The organism is Pseudomonas sp. Marseille-Q5299 (assembly GCF_943737035.1).
Lineage (GTDB): Bacteria > Pseudomonadota > Gammaproteobacteria > Pseudomonadales > Pseudomonadaceae > Aquipseudomonas > Aquipseudomonas putida_E.
Genome location: NZ_CALSFR010000003.1, coordinates 1 through 23,908 on the forward strand (window position 1 = coordinate 1; position 23,908 = coordinate 23,908).

19 protein-coding genes and 2 tRNA genes are annotated in these 23,908 nt (G+C 60.8%); 5 read left to right on the forward strand and 16 right to left on the reverse strand.

Features of this window, described 5'->3' with window-relative positions:
- Positions 1–103: 103 nt before the first annotated feature.
- The 4 genes from pgi (at position 104) to NGJ21_RS08740 (ending at position 7,761) form a co-directional block, all read left to right on the forward strand.
- Positions 104–1,768, forward strand: a complete 1,665-nt coding sequence (pgi, locus tag NGJ21_RS08725) for a glucose-6-phosphate isomerase (protein ID WP_125923576.1) — start codon at positions 104–106, stop codon at positions 1,766–1,768.
- Between the two features lie 129 nt (positions 1,769–1,897).
- Complete coding sequence (gene acs / locus NGJ21_RS08730; protein WP_177010213.1) at positions 1,898–3,832, forward strand: acetate--CoA ligase; 1,935 nt, start codon at positions 1,898–1,900, stop codon at positions 3,830–3,832.
- A gap of 42 nt (positions 3,833–3,874) precedes the next feature.
- Positions 3,875–4,744 (forward strand): oxygenase MpaB family protein, encoded by an 870-nt coding sequence (locus NGJ21_RS08735; RefSeq protein ID WP_046788161.1) that lies wholly within the window; start codon positions 3,875–3,877, stop codon positions 4,742–4,744.
- Positions 4,745–4,824: 80 nt separating this feature from the next.
- Positions 4,825–7,761 (forward strand): DUF748 domain-containing protein, encoded by a 2,937-nt coding sequence (locus tag NGJ21_RS08740; protein ID WP_204919642.1) that lies wholly within the window; start codon positions 4,825–4,827, stop codon positions 7,759–7,761.
- A gap of 134 nt (positions 7,762–7,895) precedes the next feature.
- Here NGJ21_RS08740 and NGJ21_RS08745 read toward each other — a convergent pair whose 3' ends face one another.
- Entirely contained in the window at positions 7,896–8,309 is a 414-nt protein-coding gene (locus tag NGJ21_RS08745; protein WP_046788159.1) for a VOC family protein, read from the reverse strand.
- Positions 8,310–8,369: 60 nt separating this feature from the next.
- Between NGJ21_RS08745 and NGJ21_RS08750 the strand changes: the two genes are divergently transcribed.
- A complete protein-coding gene (locus NGJ21_RS08750) occupies positions 8,370–8,672 on the forward strand; it encodes a heme-binding protein (RefSeq protein WP_046788158.1) in 303 nt (100 codons plus the stop codon).
- Between the two features lie 76 nt (positions 8,673–8,748).
- On the opposite strand, the gene NGJ21_RS08755 is transcribed toward NGJ21_RS08750, so the two are convergent.
- From NGJ21_RS08755 to ftsH, 15 genes are all read right to left on the reverse strand, one after another.
- The gene (locus NGJ21_RS08755; protein WP_039603841.1) at positions 8,749–9,102 is read right to left on the reverse strand and encodes a BON domain-containing protein; all 354 of its coding nucleotides are present in this window, start codon (positions 9,100–9,102) and stop codon (positions 8,749–8,751) included.
- Between the two features lie 264 nt (positions 9,103–9,366).
- A complete protein-coding gene (gene pnp, locus NGJ21_RS08760; protein WP_046788156.1) occupies positions 9,367–11,472 on the reverse strand; it encodes a polyribonucleotide nucleotidyltransferase in 2,106 nt (701 codons plus the stop codon).
- 251 nt (positions 11,473–11,723) lie between these two features.
- On the reverse strand, positions 11,724–11,993 hold the full coding sequence (gene rpsO / locus NGJ21_RS08765) for a 30S ribosomal protein S15 (RefSeq protein ID WP_012274241.1): 270 nt from the start codon (positions 11,991–11,993) through the stop codon (positions 11,724–11,726).
- A 146-nt stretch (positions 11,994–12,139) separates the two neighbouring features.
- Positions 12,140–13,057: a tRNA pseudouridine(55) synthase TruB gene (truB, locus tag NGJ21_RS08770; RefSeq protein WP_046788155.1), complete on the reverse strand. Its 918-nt coding sequence runs from the start codon at positions 13,055–13,057 to the stop codon at positions 12,140–12,142.
- A 3-nt stretch (positions 13,058–13,060) separates the two neighbouring features.
- Entirely contained in the window at positions 13,061–13,459 is a 399-nt protein-coding gene (gene rbfA / locus NGJ21_RS08775) for a 30S ribosome-binding factor RbfA (RefSeq protein WP_012312655.1), read from the reverse strand.
- 116 nt (positions 13,460–13,575) lie between these two features.
- On the reverse strand, positions 13,576–16,107 hold the full coding sequence (gene infB, locus NGJ21_RS08780; protein ID WP_046788154.1) for a translation initiation factor IF-2: 2,532 nt from the start codon (positions 16,105–16,107) through the stop codon (positions 13,576–13,578).
- 27 nt (positions 16,108–16,134) lie between these two features.
- Positions 16,135–17,616, reverse strand: a complete 1,482-nt coding sequence (gene nusA / locus NGJ21_RS08785; RefSeq protein WP_046788153.1) for a transcription termination factor NusA — start codon at positions 17,614–17,616, stop codon at positions 16,135–16,137.
- 59 nt (positions 17,617–17,675) lie between these two features.
- Positions 17,676–18,134: a ribosome maturation factor RimP gene (gene rimP / locus NGJ21_RS08790; protein ID WP_042111874.1), complete on the reverse strand. Its 459-nt coding sequence runs from the start codon at positions 18,132–18,134 to the stop codon at positions 17,676–17,678.
- A gap of 130 nt (positions 18,135–18,264) precedes the next feature.
- Positions 18,265–18,341, reverse strand: a tRNA-Met gene (locus NGJ21_RS08795).
- 98 nt (positions 18,342–18,439) lie between these two features.
- Positions 18,440–18,525, reverse strand: a tRNA-Leu gene (locus tag NGJ21_RS08800).
- A 21-nt stretch (positions 18,526–18,546) separates the two neighbouring features.
- Entirely contained in the window at positions 18,547–18,939 is a 393-nt protein-coding gene (gene secG, locus NGJ21_RS08805) for a preprotein translocase subunit SecG (RefSeq protein ID WP_012312651.1), read from the reverse strand.
- Positions 18,940–18,943: 4 nt separating this feature from the next.
- Positions 18,944–19,699 carry a triose-phosphate isomerase gene (tpiA, locus tag NGJ21_RS08810; protein ID WP_039603947.1) on the reverse strand — a complete coding sequence of 252 codons (756 nt, stop codon included), beginning with the start codon at positions 19,697–19,699 and terminating at the stop codon, positions 18,944–18,946.
- A gap of 66 nt (positions 19,700–19,765) precedes the next feature.
- Positions 19,766–21,106: a phosphoglucosamine mutase gene (gene glmM, locus NGJ21_RS08815; RefSeq protein WP_046788152.1), complete on the reverse strand. Its 1,341-nt coding sequence runs from the start codon at positions 21,104–21,106 to the stop codon at positions 19,766–19,768.
- 16 nt (positions 21,107–21,122) lie between these two features.
- On the reverse strand, positions 21,123–21,974 hold the full coding sequence (folP, locus tag NGJ21_RS08820; RefSeq protein WP_046788151.1) for a dihydropteroate synthase: 852 nt from the start codon (positions 21,972–21,974) through the stop codon (positions 21,123–21,125).
- An 8-nt stretch (positions 21,975–21,982) separates the two neighbouring features.
- Entirely contained in the window at positions 21,983–23,887 is a 1,905-nt protein-coding gene (gene ftsH / locus NGJ21_RS08825) for an ATP-dependent zinc metalloprotease FtsH (protein ID WP_012312647.1), read from the reverse strand.
- Positions 23,888–23,908: the final 21 nt, after the last annotated feature.

The window sequence follows — 23,908 nt, forward strand, 5'->3', positions numbered from 1 at the left end:
CCCCATTCCCTGCGCGCAACCAATGCCTATAATGATGGCCAGCCTGAACCTGGCCATGACGCCCCTGTCCAAGGCCACACTACGCAACAAGGAATTCTGCGCAATGGCGTATTACCGGACACCCCATGATGTTACGGCCCTGCCAGCCTGGCAGGCCCTCCAGCAGCACCGCGACGCCATGCAGGATTTCAGCATGCGCGAAGCCTTCGCCGCCGACTCCAAGCGCTTCGACGAGTTTTCCCTGAGCTGCTGCGGCCTGTTCCTCGACTACTCGAAAAACCTGATCAACGAACAAAGCCGCGACCTGCTGGTGCAGCTGGCCGAACAAGTCGGCCTGCAGGATGCGATCAAGTCGATGTTCAGCGGCGAAATCATCAACGCCTCCGAAGGCCGTCCGGTGCTGCACACCGCCCTGCGCCGCCCGGTGGGTGACAAGCTCAGCGTCAACGGCGTCAACGTGATGCCCGAGGTGCACAAGGTACTCAACCAGATCACCGAGCTGGTGGGGCGTATCCATGACGGGCTGTGGCGTGGCTACAGTGAGAAGCCGATCACCGATGTGGTCAATATCGGCATCGGCGGTTCTTTCCTGGGCCCTGAACTGGTTTCCGAGGCGCTGCTGCCCTACGCCCAGCGCGGCGTGCGCTGCCACTACCTGGCCAACATCGATGGCAGTGAGTTCCATGAGCTGTCGGCCAACCTGCGCGCCGAAACCACCTTGTTCATCGTCTCGTCCAAGTCGTTCAACACCCTCGAGACCCTGAAAAACGCCATGGCCGCACGTACCTGGTACCTGGCCCAGGGCGGTTCGGAAGCCGAGCTGTATCGCCACTTCATCGCCGTATCCAGCAACAAGGCTGCCGCCGTAGCCTTCGGCATCCGCGAAGAGAACATCTTCCCCATGTGGGACTGGGTCGGCGGGCGCTATTCGCTGTGGTCGGCCATCGGCCTGCCGATCGCCCTGGCCATCGGTACCGCCAACTTCAAGGAACTGCTGTCGGGTGCCTACACCATGGACCAGCACTTCCAGACCGCGCCGTTCGAGAAAAACATGCCGGTGCTGCTGGCCCTGCTGGGCGTCTGGTACGGTAATTTCTGGGGTGCCCGCAGCCACGCGATCCTCCCTTACGATCATTATCTGCGCAACATCACCAAACACTTGCAGCAGCTGGACATGGAGTCCAACGGCAAGAGCGTGCTGACCGACGGTACGCCAGTGAAGACCGATACCGGCCCGGTGATCTGGGGCGGCGTCGGCTGCAACGGCCAGCACGCCTACCACCAGTTGCTGCACCAGGGCACCCAGCTGATCCCGGCCGACTTCATTGTCCCGGTGGTGAGCTTCAACCCGGTTGCCGACCACCATCAGTGGCTGTACGCCAACTGCCTGTCGCAAAGCCAGGCGCTGATGCTGGGCAAAACGCGTGAGGAGGCCGAGGCCGAATTGCGCCAAAAGGGCCTGAATGAAGCCGACATCGAACAGCTCGCTCCACACAAGGTGATCCCGGGCAACCGCCCGAGCAACACCCTTGTGGTCGAACGCATCAGCCCGCGTCGCCTTGGCGCGCTGGTGGCGATGTATGAGCACAAGGTGTTCGTACAGAGCGTGATCTGGGGCATCAACGCCTTTGACCAATGGGGCGTGGAACTGGGCAAGGAGCTGGGCAAGGGTGTCTACCAGCGTATCGTCGGCAGCCTGGAAGACAGCGCCGAAGATGGTTCCACCCAGGGCCTGATCAACTACTTCCGCGGCCGTCACCGCGGCTGACCGATGCCGGCGTCTTCGTGGCCAGCCCGCGAAGACGCCGGCACAGGTTGAACACCTCTTCCAGCTACACTGTCCAATCGAATAGCCGTTGCAGTCCACCGCCCCGACAAGAGCAAAGGACCACCTGCCATGTTCGATATACGCGACTACCCCCAGGCCCTGGCCGTCAGCCAGTCCGCCAGCCTTTCTACCGACGACTACAGCCGCCTCTACCGCCAGTCGGTCGAAGCCCCCGACACCTTCTGGGCCGAACAGGCCAAACGCCTGGCCTGGATCAAACCGTGGTCCAGGGTACAGCAATGCGACCTCAAGACCGGCGAAGCCCGCTGGTTCGAAGGTGCCCAGCTGAACGTCAGCTACAACTGCATCGATCGCCACCTAGCCCAACGCGGCGAGCAGACCGCCCTGTTGTGGGAAGGCGACGATCCTGCGGACTCCAAGGCCATCACCTACCAAGAGTTGCACCGCCAGGTCTGTCGCTTGGCCAATGCACTCAAGGCACGTGGCGTGAAGAAAGGCGACCGGGTATGCATCTATATGCCGATGATTCCCGAAGCTGCCTACGCCATGCTTGCCTGCACGCGGATTGGCGCGATCCACTCGGTGGTGTTCGGCGGCTTCTCCCCGGATGCGTTGCGCGACCGCATTCTCGATGCTGACTGCCGCACCGTGATTACTGCCGATGAGGGCCTGCGCGGCGGCAAACGCATCCCACTCAAGCAGAATGTCGACAAGGCAATGGCCAGTTGCCCGGACGTCAGCAGCGTATTGGTGGTGCGCCGTACCGGTACCGATGTAGCCTGGAGCGAGGGCCGCGACCTCTGGTATGACCAGGCAACGGAAAACGCGGGTGACGACTGCCCACCTGAACCCATGGAGGCCGAAGACCCGCTGTTCATCCTCTACACCTCCGGCAGCACCGGCAAGCCCAAGGGCGTGCTGCACACCACCGCCGGTTACCTGCTGCAGGCCACCATGACCTTCAAGGTGGTGTTCGACTACCGTGACGGCGAGGTGTTCTGGTGCACCGCCGACGTGGGCTGGGTCACCGGCCACAGTTACATCGTCTATGGCCCGCTGGCCAACGGCGCGGTTTCACTGATGTTCGAGGGCGTTCCCAACTACCCGGACACCTCGCGGTTCTGGCAGGTGGTGGACAAGCACAAGGTCAATATTTTCTATACCGCGCCCACCGCACTGCGCGCTCTGATGCGTGAAGGCTCTGGCCCGTTGCAGGGTACGTCGCGCAAGAGCCTGCGCCTGCTCGGCAGCGTCGGCGAGCCGATCAACCCAGAGGCGTGGGAATGGTACTTCGAGGAAGTCGGCCAAAAACGCTGCCCCATCGTCGACACCTGGTGGCAGACCGAAACCGGCGGCATCATGCTCACCCCGCTGCCCGGCACACAGAAGCTCAAGCCAGGTTGTGCGACACAACCCATGTTCGGCGTGCAACCGGTGCTGCTGGATGACCAAGGCAAGCTGATCGAAGGGCCCGGCGCCGGCCTGCTGGCGATAAAGGCGAGTTGGCCGGGGCAGATCCGCAGCGTCTACGGCGACCACCAACGCATGGTCGATACCTACTTCAAGCCCATGCCCGGCTATTACTTCACCGGCGACGGTGCCCGGCGCGATGCCGATGGCGACTACTGGATCACCGGCCGCATCGATGATGTGATCAACGTTTCCGGCCACCGCATCGGTACCGCCGAAGTGGAAAGCGCACTGGTATTGCATGAAAGCGTCGCCGAGGCCGCAGTGGTCGGTTACCCCCATGACCTCAAGGGCCAGGGTGTGTATGCGTTCGTGACGACCATGAACGGCGTGACAGCGGACGATGCCCTGAAAGCGGAACTGTTGGCACTGGTCAGCAAGGAAATCGGCAGCTTCGCCAAACCCGAGCTGATCCAGTGGGCGCCGGCCTTGCCCAAGACCCGCTCGGGCAAGATCATGCGGCGTATACTGCGCAAGATCGCCTGCAACGAACTCGACACCCTGGGCGACACCTCGACCCTGGCTGACCCGAGCGTGGTGCAGGGGTTGATCGACAAACGCCTCAACCAATAGCCGGCGGCACCTGTTCATGGCCGCCCTGAACGACAGGTCACCATGGAAGCCCTACGCCGCCGTATCGAAACCCAGGTCATGAGCCTCACCGGGCTGGCCCTCGGCCAGCTCGACCTGGAATCCCCCAAAGGTGACCCCGGCCTGTTCGGCCCGCACAGCATGAGCTGGCGGGTGCATGGCGATTTCCCCAGCATGCTGGTTGGCGGTATCAGCGCCCTGATGCTGCAACTGCTGCACCCGCTGGCACTGGCGGGCGTGTGGGACCACTCCAACTTTCGCCAAGACCTGCTCGGCCGCTTGCGCCGCACCAGCCAATTCATTTCGGGCACGACATTCGGCTCGACCCGTGACGCCGAGTGGCTGATCGACAAGGTGCGCACCATTCACCTGCAAGTGACCGGGACTGCGCCCGATGGCCGTCCATACGCTGCCAGCGACCCCGATCTGCTGACCTGGGTACATGTGGCCGAAGTCAGCAGCTTCCTCGCGGCCCACCTGCGCTATCGCGACCCGCAGCTGTCACGCACCGAGCAGGATGCCTATTACGACGAAATCGCCCTGATCGCCGAACGCCTCGGCGCCCGCGATGTGCCCCGTTCATGCCAGCAGGTCGACGAGTACCTGCAGCGTATGCGCCCTCAACTGCACTGCGACGCGCGCAGCCTGGAAGTGATCGAGATCCTGCTTCAGGCCCCTGCACCGAGCCGTCTTGCCCAGCCGGTTGGCAGGTTGATGCTGCAAGCGGGTATCGACCTGTTGCCGGCCTGGGCCCAGGCCATGCTCGGCCTGCATCAGGGCCCGCTGCAGCAGCGCATGATCCGTTTGGGGCTAAGCCGCACCGCCCCGGTACTGCGTTGGGCCATGCGTGACGGTTCGGCGCATCGCGCCAAAAGGCGCATGGGGATCGAGTGAGCGCAAATGCCGCGCCCCCAGCGGAACCGATTTAACCTGCCATACTCCAAGCTCTCCTGCCTGGACAGACGAAGCGACACATGTACAAAGGATTGACTCGCGCCCTCGGCGCCCTGTTGGCTCTCGTGGCCCTCTACAGCCTGCTTGGCTTCCTCATCGTTCCTGGCGTTGCCCTGCGCATCGCCAACCAGCAGCTGGCCCAATACGCCACACTGCCGGCGCACCTTCAGCGTATCGAGCTCAACCCGTTCAGCCTCGAGCTGACGCTGTGGGGCCTGCAGATCGGCGAACCGGGCAAAGAACAGGTAGGGTTTGAGCGGCTGTATGCCAACCTTGCGCTCGACAGCCTGTGGAGCGGCGCCCTGCACCTGCAGGCGATCGAACTCGACAAACCCCGCAACGAAGTGCTGTTCGCCAAGGACGGCACGCTCAACCTCACCCAGCTGTTCAAGCTGCCAGCCAGCGAACCCAAAGCTCAAGAGCCTGCATCCGATCCGTTCCCCTTGCGCATCGGCAGCATCAAGCTCAGCGCTGGCTACCTGCATTTTGCCGATGCGCGTCCAAGCGAGCCGATCGAGTTCATCTACGACGACATGAACCTGGAGCTGAAAAACCTCAGCACCTTGCCGGACGACAACGCTGACATGACGTTGGTGGCATTGGGCCCTAACGGTGGGCGCATCGACTGGAACGGCACCTTGAGCCTTGCGCCTATAGCTTCAAAGGGCACTCTGAAAATCACCGACGGCAAGATGAAGCTGTTCTGGCCCTACGTTCGCGATGCCGTGCCGCTGGTGCTGGAGGACGGCGTGGTCAACCTCGACACGCACTACACGCTCAACCTGTCCAAGGAAACCGAGCTGCTGCTGGACAACACCTCGGTACGTGTCGCGCCATTCGCCATAAAGGCGCCAGATGGTCGCCCACTGGTACGCCTGGCGAGCCTCGATGTCAGCGAAACCAGCATCGACCTGGCCAAACAGCGGGTTACCGTGGGCAAGATCCGCAGTGAAAAACTGGAAACCTGGGCCGCCCTGGAGCAGGACGGCCAGCTCGACTGGCAGAAACTCTTCGCCAGCCAGCCGGCCAAGCCCACGCCGACGGAAAAGGCAGAGCCGGCCGCCGCAGAACCGGCTGCCAACGACAAGGCAGCCAAGGAACCAGGCAAGCCATGGCAAGTGCTACTCAAGGACGTTCAGCTGCGCAATTATCAGGTGCACCTGGCCGACCGTAGCCAGAAAGAGCCAGTTGCGCTGGACGTTGGGCCTCTGAACGTCGACATGCAGGGTTTCGACAGCCTCAACCAGTCGCCCTTCACCCTCAAGCTCGACACCGGCATTGGCAAGCAGGGCAAGTTGCAGGCCAGTGGCGAGGTCAACCTGGCGCCGGTCAGCGCCAGGCTCGATGTCAGCACACGCGACATCGACCTGCGTATTGCGCAGGCCTACATCAGCCCGTTCATCCGCCTGGAGCTGCGCAGCGGCATGCTTGCCAGCGACCTCAAGGTCGACCTCAAAGGCACCGAACCACTGGCCTTCACCGTGGCCGGCAAGGCGCAGGTCAACCAGCTGCACACCCTGGACACCATCAAGAACCGCGACTTCGTCAAATGGCAACAGGTGAATGTGGACGGCCTGGCCTATGTGCACGGTGATGCCCTGTCGATCGACAAGGTAACCCTGCTGCAGCCTTATGCCCGCTTCATCATCAACGAAGACCGCACCACCAATGTCGATGACCTGCTGATCCCGCAGCCTGCCAATGCCCCCGCGCCAAGCCAAGCCAAGCCGGCCAGCACCCAAAGCAGCAAGCCGCTGGGCATCCGCATCGGGCAGATCAGCATCAACGATGGTTCAGCCAACTTTGCCGACCTCACTCTGACACCTAACTTCGCCACGGCGGTGCAGCAGCTCAACGGTCAGATCGGCACCATCGACAACCGCAAGCCGGCGCCGGCCAAGGTCGACATCAAGGGCAAGGTCGACCGTTATGCACCGGTTACCATCAAAGGCGCGCTGAACCCGTTCAACCCGATGGCAAGCCTGGATATCGCCACCAGCTTCAAACGTGTCGAGCTGACCACGCTGACGCCCTACTCTGGCAAGTTCGCCGGCTTCCGTATCCGCAAGGGCCGCCTGAACCTCGACCTGCACTACCTGATCACCAATGGCCAATTGAAGGCCGAGAACAAACTGGTGGTCGAGCAATTGCAGTTGGGTGAGAAGGTCGATAGCCCGGATGCGGTCGACCTGCCCATTCGCTTGGCGGTCGCGCTGCTCAAAGACACCGAAGGCAAGATTTCGATCGAGCTGCCGGTGACCGGCGACCTCAACAACCCGCAATTCAGCGTCATGCCTATCGTCTGGCAGACATTGCGCAACCTGGTGCTGCGTGCGGCTCAGGCGCCTTTCAAATTCATCGGCGGGCTGATTGCTGGCGGCGGCTCGCAAGACCTCGGCAATGTATCGTTCGCCCCAGGTTCCAGCGAGCTCAGTGGCGATGCGCAATCGGCCCTGGACAAACTCGCCTCGGCCCTCAAGGAGCGCCCTGAACTGCGCCTGGAAATCGAAGGCACCAGTGCCCAGAGCAGTGATGGCCCACTGCTCGCTCAGCAGCGCCTGGAGCGGGAGTATCAGGCCACCTGGTACAAGATCCTGCAACGCCGTGGCGACAAGGTGCCGGCCAACGCCTCCATGCTGGTGGTCGACGACAGCGACAAACCGGCCATGCTCGAAGGCATCTACCGTACCCGTCTGAAACAGCAACCGCCGGCCGACTGGGAACAGCTGAGCCGCGAGGAGCGCACCGCCAGGCTGCGCGAGGCGGTAATCAAATCATGGGCCGAAAGTGCCGCATTGCTGCGCACCCTGGGCCAGGAGCGGGCCAGCAGTATCAAGGACTACCTGGTCGACAAGGGCAAGCTTGAGGATGACCGGGTGTATTTCATCGATACCACGCTGGGGCAGGCTGAATCAGATGGCCGGGTGATTACGCCGATGCATCTGGATGCTGAGTAAACAATTTCTGCCCTGACGCGCCCTGTAGGAGCGGCCTTGCGTCGCGAAAGGGCCGCAAAGCGGCCCCAGGATATCAGCGGCGCCACAGCTATCCTGGGACTGCTGCGCAGCCCTTTCGCGACACAAGGCCGCTCCTACGAAAGCCGCTGCCCGGATACCGCCGGGTGGTACAGCGGCTGCACCTTGTTGCCTGCCGGGTCCAGCAAGTGGAAGCTGCGCGCGCCATCCCCATGATTGAAAGGCCGGTCCAGCAAGGTCACCCCACGAGCCTTGAAGTACTGATACCAGGCCTCCAATTCCTCCACGCTGTCGACGATGAAGCCGTAGTGATCCAGCGTCTGCAGGCCATTGGCAGCCCCTGCCCCCCGCCCCAGCGAGAGATTGTCGTTACCACACGTCAAGTAGACCAGATCCTCGTTGGCCCGATTCAACACCTCCATGCCCAGCACATCGACATAGAAACGCTCGCACTCTTCAAGGTTGGGCACCAGCAGGGCGATATGGCGCAGGCCATTGAGACGACCGGGGCGGGCAGGTAATTCAGACATTAGCGCGACTCCATTTTTGTATACAATTCATAATAGAATTTAAAACAAAAGGAGCCTCATGTGTATAGCTTGTTCATCAAGACGCGCGTCAAGCCTGGTTGCGCCGAACGCTTTCTCACGGCCATCAAGGTAAACGCTGCCGCCTCCGTGGCCACGGAACCCGGGTGCCTGGTGTTCGATGTGTCACAGGACCGGGTCGATCCGGAGGTAATCTACCTGTACGAAATCTACCGCGACGACGAGGCATATGAAGCGCATACCCGCACTGCGCACTTTCGTGACAGCCGCCCCCTTGTAGAGCCTCTGATCGCCGAGCAGGAGTATTTCGAAAGCAACGTTATCGCGCGTAACCCAGTGAATTGAGCGGTAACGAAAAGCCCCGGCCAAGGCCGGGGCTGTTTTGAAAGGTGGCCAGATCCTTTGGCCGACGGGACATTCCTTATTCGGACTTCAGACCATCAGACATGACGCTCTTGACGCCCTTGATGTTCTTGGCAATGCGGACCGCTTCTTCTTTCTGAGAATCGGTGACCTTCACGTCAGAAGACAGCGACACGACGCCTTGGCTGGTTTCGACTTTGATGTCACTGCCTGGAACGCCTTTTTCAGTCATCAGGTCAGCTTTGACTTTGGTGGTGATCCAAGTGTCGGAGCCTTCCTGTTGCATGTTGTCCACAGTGTCGTTGGCAGCCAGCATGACTGGAGCCTGGACAGGCTCGGCGGCGAACGCACCATTAGCCATGGTCAGGGTCAGGGCAGTAGCAGTAGCGGCAGCAATGGCGAACTTCTTCATGTGAGTCACTCCTGTTTTTCGAAAGGTCTGCGCCGTATGTCCTGGCGGCAGGTATGAAGGTAGTTGCACGGGCTGTGCCAGGTTTTAATATTTAATTTTTTCCTTGCATATCAACTACTTACTAAAATCACAACAAGTCATCAATCGTGCAAATTGCAACCTGCGAGATAAATCTGCGTGCAAGATGCAAGTGTGCAAAAGGTTCCGTGCAGACAATAAAAAAGGGCCCGCTAAGGGCCCTTTTTGTACAACGTTGCAGGTCGCTTAGACGCCCGAGGCCTTGGCCGCGGCAACGTCTTTGATCGACAGCTTGATACGGCCGCGGTTGTCCACGTCCAGTACCAGCACTTCGACTTCCTGACCTTCTTTCAGAATATCGGTCACTTTCTCTACGCGTGCATCGCTGAGCATGGAGATGTGTACCAGGCCGTCCTTGCCAGGCAGGATGTTGACGAAGGCGCCGAAGTCGACGATACGCTCGACCTTGCCCACGTAGATCTTGCCGATCTCGGCTTCAGCGGTGATGCCCAGAACGCGCTGACGCGCGGCTTCTGCAGCTTCTTTGGTTTCGCCGAAGATCTTGATCGAGCCATCGTCTTCGATATCGATCGAAGCTTTGGTCTCTTCGCAGATGGCACGGATGGTGGCGCCGCCTTTACCGATGACGTCACGGATCTTGTCGGTGTCGATCTTCATCGCGATCATGGTCGGGGCGTTGGCCGACAGCTCGGTACGCGACTGGCCAATGATCTGGTTCATCTGGCCGAGGATGTTCAGGCGCGCTTCCAGGGCCTGGCCCAGGGCGATTTCCATGATCTCTTCGGTGATGCCGTTGATCTTGATGTCCATCTGCAGTGCGGTAACGCCTTTGGCAGTACCGGCAACCTTGAAGTCCATGTCGCCCAGGTGGTCTTCATCACCCAGGATGTCGGTCAGGACTGCGAACTTCTCGCCTTCCTTGACCAGGCCCATGGCGATACCGGCCACCGGTGCCTTCATCGGTACACCGGCATCCATCAGTGCCAGGGAAGCACCGCAGACCGACGCCATGGAGCTGGAACCGTTGGACTCGGTGATTTCCGACACAACACGGATGGTGTACGGGAACACGTCAGCGGCAGGCAGCATGGCCTGTACCGAACGGCGGGCCAGGCGGCCGTGACCGATTTCACGACGGCCAGCACCGCCCATGCGACCACACTCGCCCACCGAGAACGGCGGGAAGTTGTAGTGCAGCATGAAGGGGTCTTTCTTCTCGCCTTCGAGGGTGTCCAGCAGCTGGGCGTCACGGGCAGTACCCAGGGTCGCGACGACCAGGGCCTGGGTTTCACCACGGGTGAACAGTGCCGAACCGTGCGTCTTCGGCAGAACGCCGACTTCGATGTTCAGCGGGCGAACGGTCTTGGTGTCACGACCATCGATACGCGGCTTGCCGTTGACGATGTTTTCGCGAACGGTGCGGTATTCGATTTCACCGAAGATTTCTTTTACTTCGCTGGCCGATGGCTGGCCTTCTTCACCGGAGAACTTGGCGATCGCCTGGTCGCGCAGCTCGCCCAGGCGCGCGTAGCGGTCGGCCTTGACGGTGATGGTGTAGCCCTGCGAAACGGCTTCGCCGAATTCAGCGCGAATGGCGTTGAACAGCTCGGTGTTGGCAACGGCAGGTTTCCAGTCCCAAGTCGGCTTGGCAGCTTCGGCAGCCAGCTCTTTGACAGCCTGGATAACGGCCTGGAATTCGTCGTGGGCGAACAGTACAGCGCCCAGCATCTGGTCTTCGGTCAGCTCTTGGGCTTCCGACTCAACCATCAGCACGGCGTCGGAAGTACCGGCAACGACCATGTCCAGGCTCGAGGCAGCCAGTTGCTCGTAAGTCGGGTTCAGCAGGTAGCCGGTGCTTTCGTGGAAGGCAACACGGGCAGCGCCGATCGGGCCTTCGAACGGGATGCCGGAGATGGCCAGCGCAGCCGAGGTACCGATCATCGCAGCGATGTCCGGATCGGTCTTCTTGCTGGTCGATACCACGGTGCAGACGACCTGGACTTCGTTCATGAAGCCTTCAGGGAACAGCGGGCGGATCGGACGGTCGATCAGGCGCGAGGTCAGCGTCTCTTTCTCGGAAGGACGGCCTTCGCGCTTGAAGAAGCCACCCGGGATCTTGCCGGCGGCGTAGGTCTTTTCCTGGTAGTGGACCGACAGAGGGAAGAAGCCCTTGCCTGGATCGGCCTGCTTGGCACCGACCACGGTCACCAGCACGGTGACATCGTTGTCGACGGTAACCAGCACGGCGCCGGTTGCCTGACGGGCAATGCGGCCCGTTTCGAGAGTAACGGTCGATTGACCGAACTGGAATTTCTTGATTACCGGGTTCACGGTTTCCTACCTTTTTTCAGTGGCTCTGGGGGAACTGGTTTCTTGCGAATTCTTGGGCAGAACGGGGAATCGGCCCCATTGACCGTCCAGATACAACACGAGGCTGGGAGCCTGGCGCCGAGCGGAAAAAACCGCTCGGCGTTGCCAGGCTGCCAACCTCGAAGATACGCGTGGCGTGTCCGACGCAAACGCTGCCAAGCAGCGCTGGCGAAGCATGCGACACGCCATGCACACCACTGACCAGGCCGCTATTAGCGACGCAGGCCCAGGCGACCGATCAGGGCGCTGTAACGAGTGGTGTCTTTGCCCTTCAGGTAGTCCAGCAGCTTACGACGCTGGTTAACCATGCGGATCAGGCCACGACGCGAGTGGTGGTCTTTACCGTTGGCCTTGAAGTGGCCTTGCAGCTTGTTGATGTTCGCGGTCAGCAGAGCGACCTGAACTTCCGGGCTACCAGTGTCACCAGCAGCTTGCTGGAAGTCGGTAACGATTTGAGCTTTTTCTTCAACGCTGAGGGCCATGTGGCTTCTCCTGATAACGGAACCCGCAAGCAGGTCCAATAGGCCAGGGACAAATCCCTGTATTAATAAAAAAGGTGTGACCGTGCCTACTGACAGCCACCCTTGTATCCGCAGGCCACAGCATGAGCCAAAGCCTGCGGTTTCGATCATTCCGACCGAATCAGTCGACGCGGCGCAATACGCCCGTCTTCGCTCACTTCACCGATACCGATGAAACGACCATTGTGATCCTGTACCCGAACCATGCCAAATTGCGGCGCGTCCGGAGCACGTACCGCCTGGCCATGCAGCCAGTAGAACGCGCTGTGTTCGGACAAGCCGATCAGCGGCCAGTCCTGCAGGCCACTGTCCGAAGGCATGAGGAAGCGATCGAGCGCTTCGTTGCCGCCTTCGGCGTGGGCCTGTTCGAGTTCCTCGAGGGTCACGGTCTGGGCCAGCTCGAAGGGCCCGGCGTGGGTCCTGCGCAGCTCGGCAACATAGGCGCCACAGCCGAGGGCCTCGCCGATATCCTCCACCAGGGTGCGGATATAGGTGCCTTTGCTGCATCCTACGCTCAGCCGTGCACGGGTGCCTTCGCACTCGAGCAACTCCAAGCGGTTAATAGTAACAGAACGCGCCTCGCGCTCCACTACCTCTCCTGCACGTGCCAGCTTGTAAAGCGGCTGACCGTCACGCTTGAGCGCCGAGTACATCGGCGGTATCTGGCTGATCGGGCCGCGAAAACGTGGCAGTAGCGCCTCGATGTCGGCACGACCAACGGTCACTTCACGGGTTTGCAGGACCTCGCCTTCAGCATCGGCAGTATTGGTAGTCTGCCCCAGCTGCATGACGGTTTCGTAGCCCTTGTCGGAATCGAGCAGGTACTGCGAAAACTTGGTCGCTTCGCCGAAGCACAGCGGCAGCACGCCGGTGGCCAACGGGTCGAGGCTGCCGGTGTGGCCGGCCTTTTCCGCGTTGAGCAACCAGCGCACTTTCTGCAGTGCGGCGTTGGAGGTGAACCCCAGTGGCTTGTCGAGCAGGATGATGCCGCTGACGTTGCGGCGGATACGTTTGACCTGGGCCACCGGTTACTCCTTGGTGTCCTGCTCGTCGGTATCCTTGTGCAGGCGGTCTTCGGCCACTGCACGCTCGATCAGCGCCGACAGGTGGACACCACGGCTGACGCTCTCATCGAAATGGAAGTGCAACTGCGGCACGCTGCGCAGCTGCATCGAGCGGCCCAGGTGCAGGCGCAGGAAGCTGGCAGCGCTGTTCAGCGCCTTGAGCGATTGCTGCACTGCGTCCGGCGTTTCTTCACCCATGACGGTGATGAAGACCTTGGCATGGCCCAGGTCGCGGCTGACGTCCACGGCGGTGATGGTCACCAGGCCGACGCGTGGGTCCTTGACTTCACGGCGGATCAGTTCTGCCAGCTCGCGCTGCATCTGATCACCGATACGTTGGGTACGGCTGTATTCTTTGGCCATTCTTGCTACCTGTAACTTAAAGCGGCAAACGCCCGGTCAGGCTGAAGCCTGACCGGGCGCTACCTACTGAGGGGCTGCCCACCGCCCTGGGGCGGGGGCCGACACCCTGCTCGCCCTTAAAGGGTACGAGCAACCTGGACTTTCTCGAAGACTTCGATCTTGTCGCCGACCTTGACGTCGTTGTAGCTCTTGACGCCAATACCGCACTCCATGCCCGAACGCACTTCTGCAGCGTCGTCCTTGAAACGACGCAGCGATTCCAGCTCGCCTTCGAAGATGACCACGTCGTCGCGCAGTACGCGGATCGGACGGTTGCGGTACACGGTACCCTCGATGACCATACAGCCAGCGATGGCGCCGAACTTCGGCGAACGGAACACGTCACGCACTTCGGCCACACCCAGGATGTTCTCGCGAACATCGCTGCCGAGCATGCCGGTCAGGGCCTTCTTGACGTCTTCGATGATGTCGTAGATCACGTTGTAGTAACGCATATCCAGACCTTCCTGCTCGACGATCTTGCGCGCACCGGCATCGGCACGCACGTTGAAGCCGAACAGCACCGCATTGGACGCCAGCGCCAGGTTGGCATCGCTCTCGGTGATACCACCGACGCCGCCACCGATCACGCGAACCTGAACTTCGTCGTTGCCCAGGCCGCCGAGCGAACCCTGCAGTGCTTCCAGGGAACCGCGCACGTCGGTCTTGAGGACGATGTTGAGGGTCTTCTTCTCTTCCTGACCCATGGTCTCGAAGATGTTTTCCAGCTTGCCGGCGTGAGCACGGGCCAGCTTGACCTCGCGGTATTTGCCCTGACGGAACAGTGCAACCTCGCGGGCCTTCTTCTCGTCGGCAACCACGGACAGCTCGTCACCGGCTTCCGGAGTGCCATCCAGGCCGAGGATTTCGACCGGGATCGACGGGCCGGCTTCCTTAACAGGCTTGCCGTTCTCGTCCAGCATGGCACGCACGCGGCCATAGTTGGAGCCGCACAGGACCATGTCGCCCTGACGCAGGGTACCGTCCTGAACCAGGATGGTCGCCACCGGGCCGCGGCCCTTGTCCAGGCGCGATTCGACAACCACACCACGACCAGGCGCGGTCGGAGTGGCCGTCAACTCGAGGACTTCGGCCTGCAGCAATACGGCTTCAAGCAGTTCGTCGACGCCCGTACCCATCTTCGCCGAAACCTTGACGAACGGCGTGTCACCACCCCATTCCTCGGAGGTCACGCCTTCGACGGACAGCTCGTTACGGATGCGATCGAGGTCAGCACCAGGCTTGTCGATCTTGTTCACCGCAACCACCAGAGGGACGCCAGCTGCCTTGGCATGCTGAACGGCTTCACGGGTCTGTGGCATCACGCCATCGTCCGCCGCCACCACCAGGATGACGATGTCGGTCGCCTTGGCACCACGGGCACGCATCTGAGTGAACGCAGCGTGGCCTGGGGTATCGAGGAAGGTGACCATGCCGCGGTCGGTTTCCACGTGGTAGGCACCGATGTGCTGGGTGATACCACCGGCTTCGCCAGCGGCAACCTTGGCACGACGGATATAGTCGAGCAGCGAGGTCTTGCCATGGTCAACGTGACCCATGACGGTAACGACCGGTGCACGCGACTCGGCCTGGCCTTCGAACTTCAGCGATTCGGCCAGGGAATCTTCCAGGGCGGTATCGCTGACCAGGGTGACCTTGTGGCCCAGCTCTTCTGCGATCAGCTGAGCGGTTTCCTGGTCGAGCACCTGGTTGATGGTGACCGGAGTGCCCATCTTGAACATGAACTTGACGACTTCAGCGGCCTTGACCGACATCTGCTGCGCAAGTTCCGAGACGGTGATGGTCTCGCCGATGGTCACGTCACGGATGACCGGACCGGTCGGGTTCTGGAAGCCATGCTGGTTACGCTTCTTCAGCTTGCCCTTGCCACCACGACCACGGCGAGCGCCATCGCTCTCTTCGTCGGTGGTGCGCGGAGCGGCACGAGGGGTCGGAGCCTTTTCTTTCTCCTTCACCTTGACCTTGATCGACACACGTGGCGCCTCGCCACGGCGACGGTCGTCATCGCGAGTACGGCTTTCGTTGCGACGGGTCTCGTCCTTCTTGCGCTCGGCAGCACGGGCTGCAGCGTCTTCGGAAGCCGGGGCGTTAGCGACGGCCGGTGCTGGTGCCGGAGCAGCAGCAGCCGGTGCCGGCTCGGCCTTGGCAGCCGGCGCAGCGGCAGCAGTAGCGGTCGCGTGGCGACGAGCCTGCTCTTCGTTACGCTGGCGAACGTCGGCGTCGACCTTGTCACGCGCGGCATTTTCAGCCGCACGGCGCTCGTCCTGCTCACGTTTCTGCTCAGCCTGAATCTCTTCAGGGCTGCGCTGAACGAATACTTTCTTCTTGCGTACTTCTACGCTGATGCTTTTGCTACCGGCGACACGCAGGGTGCTGGTGGTCTTGCGCTGCAAGGTAATCTTGCGCGGCTCTTCCGCCTTGCTCTTGTGGCTGCTCTTCAAATGGGTCAGCAGAGTCTGCTTCTCATTGTCGGTCACTACCTGACCGGCGTCGGTGTGCGGCAGACCTGCCTCACGCATCTGCTGCAGCAGGCGCTCTACCGGTGCCTCGACCTCTTGGGCCAGTTCTTTCACCGTGACTTGCGTCATGCACTTCTCTCCTCAGGCCGCGCCTAATTACTCGAACCAGTGGGCTCGGGCGGCCATGATCAACTTGCCGGCACGCTCTTGGTCGATGCCGTCGATGTCGAGCAGGTCGTCAATCGACTGCTCGGCCAGGTCTTCGCGGTTAACCACGCCGCGCACCGCCAGTTCCGCCGCCAGGTCCTTGTCCATGCCCTCAAGGGAGAGCAGGTCTTCGGCCGGATGGGCGTCTGCCAGTTTTTCTTCGGTAGCGATGGCCTTGGTCAACAAACGGTCCTTGGCTCGAGCGCGGAGCTCATTGACGATATCCTCGTCAAAGCCATCGATGTTGAGCATTTCTTCCAACGGTACGTAGGCAATTTCTTCAAGGCTGGTAAAGCCTTCGTCGACCAGCACTTGGGCCAGCTCCTCGTCGACTTCCAGTTCCTCGATGAAGTTGCGCAGGATGTCACCGGTTTCCGCCTGCTGCTTGGCCTGGATGTCCTTCTCGGTCATCACGTTCAGGGTCCAGCCGGTCAACTGACTGGCCAGGCGAACGTTCTGACCACCACGGCCAATGGCCTGGGCCAGGTTGTCCTCGGCAACGGCGATGTCCATGGCATGGGCATCTTCGTCAACGATGATCGCCGCGACTTCAGCCGGCGACATGGCGTTGATGACAAATTGCGCCGGGTTCTCGTCCCACAGGACGATATCCACACGCTCGCCACCCAGCTCGCCGGATACGGCCTGGACGCGCGAACCGCGCATGCCGATACAGGCACCCTGCGGGTCGATGCGCTTGTCCTTGGAGCGGACGGCGATCTTGGCACGCGATCCCGGATCACGGGAAGCGGCCATGACTTCAATGAGGCCTTCTGCGATTTCCGGCACTTCGATGCGGAACAGTTCGATCAGCATCTGTGGCGCGGTGCGCGACAGGATCAGCTGCGGACCGCGGTTCTCGGTGCGGATTTCCTTGAGCAGCGCACGCAAGCGCACGCCAACCCGGAAGGTCTCACGTGGAATGATGTCTTCGCGAGCCAGCAGCGCCTCGGCGTTGTTGCCCAGGTCGACGATGACGTTGTCGCGGGTAACCTTCTTGACAGTACCGGAGATGATCTCGCCAACGCGTTCGCGGTAGGCATCGACCACCTGGGCGCGCTCGGCCTCACGGACCTTCTGCACGATGACCTGCTTGGCGGTCTGGGCGGCGATACGACCGAATTCGATGGACTCGATCTTCTCCTCGATCACGTCACCCACCTTGGCTTCAGGGTGAGTCTCGTGGATCTTGGCCAGCCAGGTCTCGATTGCCGGATCGTCCAGATCGGCTTCGTCGACCACGGTCCAGCGACGGAAGGTCTCGTAGCTACCGGTGTGGCGGTTGATTTCCACACGCAGGTCGACTTCGTCTTCAAAACGTTTTTTGGTTGCAGTAGCCAAGGCCACTTCCAGCGCTTCGAAAATGACGCCGGGCGGTACACCTTTTTCGTTGGATACCGATTCAACAACCAGCAGTACTTCTTTGCTCATCGTACGCCTCGCCTTGCGCAAGCCATTGGGCCCGGATAGTCCGCCGGGCCCGGCACGTCTCAGTCAAAACTGGGAATAATATTGGCCTTGTCGATCGAGTCGATCGGCAACAGGAACTCATGACTGTCCACCTGGACCACCACATCCTGCTCCTCCACACCGCGGAGAAGGCCCTGGAAGTTACGACGACCCTCGAAGGGCGTACGCAGCTTGATCTTCACTTGTTCGCCGGCATGCGAGGCAAACTGTTCCAGCGTGAACAGCGGGCGATCCATGCCTGGAGAGGACACCTCAAGGGTATATTCACTGCTGATCGGATCTTCCACATCAAGAATGGCGCTGGCCTGACGGCTGACCGCTTCACAGTCCTCCACCAGAATGCCGCCTTCCTTGTCGATATAGATGCGCAATACCGAATGCTTACCCTGGGAAACGTACTCGATCCCCCAGCATTGATAGCCCAGACCCTCGACCACCGGGGCCAACAAGGCCTGCAACTGTTCTAGCTTGCTCGACACCTGAACCCCCTCGTGCATGCTGTGCAAATAAAAAATGGGCGAAGCGCCCATCCCTGAAAGCGCCGTTGGACAACGACGCCGTAAACTGTTCGGCTAGCAAAAAGCCCCTGAAAAGGGGCTCCGCTGAAGCTGGTTGCGGGGGCTGGATTTGAACCAACGACCTTCGGGTTATGAGCCCGACGAGCTACCAAGCTGCTCCACCCCGCGACAAAGCTGGGGCGAAAGTATAAGACTGAACCCGTCGCTGGGTCAATCTAACCTCCACCTGCAAGAAAGCCCGCTAAAGCGGGCTCTCAAGCTTTAATTGGTACCGAGAAGGGGACTCGAACCCCTACACCCTATGGGCACAACCACCTCAAGGTTGCGTGTCTACCAATTCCACCACCTCGGCAATATTACTTCTTGAAACCCGTTACTTCTGCTCTTCGGCTGGAGGAGGTACGTCACCCGCTGGGGTGGTTTCGCTCTTCTGCTCCTGGAGCACCGGTACATCATCATTTACTGCCGGCTTTGGCTGCTTTACTTCCAACACCGCTGGATCCGGAAGTCCCGCCTGACCAAGCTGGTGAGCTTGTTGCTTGGCGAAGTATCCTAACCCAAGTGCTGTCAAAAAGAAAGTGGCAGCAAGTATAGCAGTGAATTTACTCAGGAAGGTAGCAGAACCTTGGCTTCCGAACACAGTATTTGAAGCACCTGCGCCGAAAGATGCACCTGCTTCCGCACCCTTACCCTGTTGCAACAGCACCAGCACTACAAGCGACAGCGCTGCCAACAGATGAAAAACAACGATGACTGTTTCCAGCATTTGTTCAGTTTCCTGCGGCGCGACAAATTGCACCGAATTCGTCTGCGTTCAGGGATGCTCCACCAATGAGCCCCCCATCAATATCCGGCATGCCGAACAGTTCGGCCGCATTGGCCGCCTTCACGCTACCGCCGTAGAGAAGCTGCACATTCTGTGCAACTTCGGCGTCCTTCGCTGCCAACTGCTTACGGATGGCTGCATGCACATCCTGAGCTTGCTGTGGCGAGGCCGTCAAACCTGTACCGATGGCCCATACAGGCTCATAGGCAATTACTGCATTGGCAAAAGCGGCAATACCGAACGCGTCGATAACACTGCTTAGTTGACGCCCTACAACTTCAAGCGTCTTGCCTGCTTCGCGCTCTTGTAGAGTTTCCCCTATGCAGAGCACCGGCGTCAAACCACTTTTCTGAGCAGCTGCAAACTTGCGATTAAGCACTTCTTCACTTTCACCGATAACCTGGCGACGTTCGGAGTGACCAATCAACACCAACTTGCAACCCACTTCAGCCAACTGACTCGGTGCAACTTCACCAGTCAGCGCACCCTGTTCGGGCTGTACTGCAGAATTCTGTGCTCCAACGATGATTCCTTTGCCTTTGAGGCCATCAATGACTTCATTGATGAACAGGGCCGGAGGAAAAACCGCGACTTCGATACCTTCGGGAATGAGCATATTGCCCAAGCCCTGAGTCAGCTCAGCGACGCTGGCGCGGGTACCGTGCATCTTCCAGTTACCAGCTACCATGGGGCGACGCATGCTTTACCTCGTCGGTCAAAGTGGGCGCAGATCTTACCCAACCAGATCTGCGCTGGCAAGCCCAATTCAGACACAAACTTCAGCGACCAGTTTGGCCAGGGCTTCGGCATGCGTGCGCACCTGGCTTTCATCGTCACCTTCAACCATCACCCGCACCAACGGCTCGGTGCCCGACTTGCGCAACAGCACACGCCCACGCCCCGCCATGTCCTCGGTAACCTTGGCACTGGCCTCCTTGACAGCCGGATGCTCCAGGGGGTCGACCTTGCTGGCGCCGAAGCGCACATTGATCAACACCTGCGGGCACTTGCGCAAGGCCTGGCGAGCCTGCGCCAGGGTCTCGCCGCGGCGCTTGAGCGCCAGCAGTACCTGCAGTGCGGCAATGATCGCATCACCGGTGGTGGTGTGGTTGCAGCACACGACATGCCCGGAGTTCTCCCCCCCCACCAGCCAGCCGCGCTCCAGCAGCTCGGCCATGACGTAACGGTCGCCAACCTTGGCCCGCACGAAAGGAATGTCCAGGTCCTTGAGTGCAAGCTCCAGGCCCAGGTTACTCATCAGCGTACCGACCACCCCGCCCTGCAGCTTGCCCCGCTCGTGCAGGTCCCGGGCGATGATGAACAGCAGCTCGTCGCCATCGACGATCGCGCCGGTATGATCGACCATCAACACCCGGTCACCATCACCGTCGAAGGCGATGCCCAAGTCGGCGTGACCGACCAGCACTGCCGCCTGCAGCGACTCGATGTGGGTCGAGCCGCAGCTTTCGTTGATGTTCAGGCCGTCAGGCTGCGCATGCAGCACCGTCACTTCGGCACCCAGCTCGCGGAACACGCTCGGCGCGACTTTGTAGGTGGCGCCATGGGCGCAGTCGACCACCAGCTTGAGCCCTTCGAAGCCGGTGCTGGACGGCACACTGCTCTTGCAAAACTCAATGTAGCGGCCAGCGGCATCGTTGATACGCGAGACCTTGCCCAGCTTGCTCGAGCCGACCACCGTCATCGGCTGGTCAAGAAGCTCCTCGATCATCAGCTCGATTTCATCGGGCAGCTTGGTGCCCTGGCCTGAGAAGAACTTGATACCGTTGTCATCGTGCGGGTTGTGCGAAGCACTGATGACGATACCCGCTTCAGCATGGAAGGTACGGGTCAGGTAGGCGATGGCCGGGGTAGGCATCGGCCCGAGCAGCAAGACGTCAGCACCTGCAGCAGAAAGGCCCGCCTCGAGCGCGGACTCGAACATGTAACCGGAAATGCGCGTGTCCTTGCCCACCAACACGCGGCAGTTACCCTGCTTGCGGAAGGCCATGCCCGCCGCCCAGCCCAGCTTCAGCATGAAGTCAGGGGTGATCGGGTATTCGCCGACGCGGCCACGGATGCCGTCGGTACCAAAGTATTTTCTGCTCATAGGGACTCCAATGTTCTTATTCGGCGTTCTGTACCGCAGCAATCATGCGCACCACATCGGCGGTCTCGGCCACATCATGGACGCGCAGAATGCTGGCACCCTTGGTCATGGCCAAGGCCGCCAGCGCCAGGCTGCCGTACAGCCGCTCACCAACCGGACGATCCAGCGTCAGGCCGATCATGCTCTTGCGTGAAACACCCACCAGCAACGGGCGCCCGAGACTGTAAAGTGCTTCCATATGCTTGAACAGGCTCAGGTTATGCGCCAGTGTCTTGGCGAACCCGAAACCCGGGTCGAGGATGATGCGTTCGGCACCGATACCCGCTGCTGCGCAAGCCGCCATCCGCTGTTCAAGATAGCGCGTTACATCGGCGGTCACATCCTCGTAATGCGGGTCGTCCTGCATGTTCCCCGGCTCACCGCGCATGTGCATCAGGCACACCGGCAGCCCGGTATCTGCAGCGGCATCGAGGGCGCCATCGCGCTCCAGCGCACGCACGTCGTTGATCAGGCCAGCACCGAGGCGAGCTGACTCACGCATGACGGCAGGCGTTGAAGTATCGACCGAAATCACCACATCAAGGCGACTGTTGATCGCCTCGACCATCGGCGCCACACGCTCGAGCTCCTCGGTCACCGAGACCGCACGGGCGCCGGGGCGCGTCGATTCGCCGCCGATGTCGATCAGCGTCGCGCCCGCCGCAACCATGGCTTCTGCATGACGCAGGGCCTCGTCGCGCTGACTGAAGCGCCCGCCATCAGAGAAGGAATCGGGGGTGATATTGAGGATACCCATGACATGGGTACGGGACAAATCAAGAACCCGGTTGCCGCAAGGCAACCGGGTCGGGTACAGCTTAGAGCTCATAGATGCCCTTAGTGTTGAGCCGCTGGGCCGCCGATCGGCGATTCAGGGCGATCATTCTGGGCAGCAGGCGTGCCCGAAGTCTTGTCGTCATCCCAGTCACGCGGTTCGCGAGGCGTACGACCGGACATGATGTCGTCGATCTGGTCGGCGTCGATGGTCTCGTACTTCATCAGCGCTTCGGCCATGGCATCGAGCTTGTCGCGGTTGTCGGTCAGCAGCTGCTTGGCAGTGGCGTAGCACTGGTCGATGATGCTGCGCACTTCCGAGTCGATCAGCTTGGCCGTTTCGCCAGAAACACTGGCGTGCTGGCTGCCGGCGCTGCGGCCGAGGAAAACCTCGCCCTCTTCTTCGGCATACATCAGCGGGCCGAGCTTCTCGGACAGGCCCCACTTGGTGACCATGTTCCGGGCAATCTGGCTGGCACGCATGATGTCGTTCGAGGCACCGGTGGTAACACCGTCGAAGCCCAAGGTCATTTCCTCGGCGATACGGCCACCGTACAGCGAGCAGATCTGGCTGATCAGAGCACGCTTGGACAGGCTGTAACGGTCTTCCTCGGGCAGGAACATGGTCACACCCAGGGCGCGACCGCGCGGGATGATCGAGACCTTGTAAACCGGGTCATGCTCAGGCACCAGGCGACCAACGATGGCGTGACCGGCCTCGTGGTAAGCGGTGTTCTGTTTTTCCTTCTCGGACATGACCATGGTCTTGCGCTCGGCGCCCATCATGATCTTGTCTTTGGCCAGTTCGAACTCTTTCATCTCGACCAGGCGCTTGTTGGAGCGCGCAGCGAACAGCGAAGCTTCGTTGACCAGGTTGGCAAGGTCAGCACCGGAGAAGCCTGGAGTACCACGGGCAATGACTGCCGGGTTGACGTTCTCGCCGATCGGAACCTTGCGCATGTGAACCTTGAGGATCTGCTCACGACCACGGATGTCTGGCAGGCCGACCACCACCTGGCGGTCGAAGCGGCCAGGACGCAGCAGGGCCGGGTCCAGTACGTCCGGACGGTTGGTGGCGGCAATGACGATGATGCCATCGTTCATTTCAAAGCCGTCCATCTCGACCAGCAACTGGTTGAGGGTCTGCTCACGCTCGTCGTGACCACCGCCCATGCCGGCGCCACGGTGGCGACCAACGGCGTCGATCTCGTCGATGAAGATAATGCATGGGGCGTGCTTTTTGGCCTGCTCGAACATGTCGCGCACACGGCTGGCACCCACACCGACGAACATCTCGACGAAGTCCGAACCGGAAATGGTGAAGAAAGGCACCTTGGCTTCGCCGGCAATCGCCTTGGCCAGCAAGGTCTTACCGGTACCCGGCGGGCCGACCATCAGCACACCACGCGGGATGCGGCCACCCAGACGCTGGAACTTGCCCGGGTCGCGCAGGAACTCGACCAGCTCGCCGACTTCTTCCTTGGCCTCGTCGCAACCTGCAACGTCAGCCAAAGTGGTCTTGACCTGGTCTTCGGAAAGCAGGCGCGCCTTGCTCTTGCCGAAGCTCATCGGCCCGCCCTTGCCGCCTGCACCGCCCTGCATCTGGCGCATGAAGAACATGAACACGGCAATGATCACCAGGATCGGGAAGCTCGCCACCAGCAGCTGAGTCCAGATGCTCTGCTGCTCGGGCTGCTTGCCTTCGACGACCACGTTATTGTCGACCAGGTCGCCGATCAGGCCGTTATCGGTAATGGCCGGGCGAACGGTCTTGAAGCTGTCGCCGTCGGCGCGCTTGCCGGTAATGATGTAGCCGTCGACGGTCACACGCTCGACCTTGCCATCCTTGACCTGCTGGATGAAGTCGGAGTAGTTGAGGGTCTGCGGCTCGTTAGGGCTGGAGAAGTTGTTCATCACTGTCACCAGGACAGCTGCGATGATCAACCACAGGATCAGATTCTTTGCCATGTCGTTCAATTCGCTACCCTC